Annotated in this window: 1 pseudogene; it reads right to left on the minus strand. The window is 72.5% G+C overall.

The features are described 5' to 3' along the window. Positions 1-325, minus strand: a pseudogene (locus MKK50_RS22605) (hypothetical protein); the annotation flags it as partial. Positions 326-462 lie beyond the last annotated feature (137 nt).

A 462-nucleotide genomic window follows, 5' to 3' on the forward strand; every position in this document is an offset into this window, starting at 1 on the left:
CCTCGATCGTGTCATCGCCGCCGATGCCCGTGTCCAGGCTCTCGGCCCGCTCGACCAGACCCTTCGCGTCGAAGCGCACCTGACCGGCATCGCCGAACACCGTGTCGCGGCCGGAGCCCGTCACGATCGTGTCGCCACCGGCGCCGCCGAGCACGACGTTGTCGCCCTCGCCCGACCGGATCTCGTCCGCATCGCCCACGCCCGCATTCATCGTGCGGCCGAAGACCGGAATGACGGCCGAGAGCGTCACCGCGCCGTTGTCGCCGCGGCTCCCATCCGAGCCCGAGCCCCTACTGAGCGTGTCGGCGTCGAAGCTGCCGCCCACCCCCTAGCCGCCGTCGCCCACCACGATCACCTCTCCGCCGCCGACCCCCCGGCCCTCTCCGGTCCTCTCGCCCGGACGCCCCTGTATGCCCCACTCCACCACACCGTCCACGCCAAACCCATCCGGGCGACCCGTCC

Source organism: Methylobacterium sp. J-043 (assembly GCF_022829505.1).
GTDB classification, from domain to species: Bacteria; Pseudomonadota; Alphaproteobacteria; order Rhizobiales; family Beijerinckiaceae; genus Methylobacterium; species Methylobacterium extorquens_A.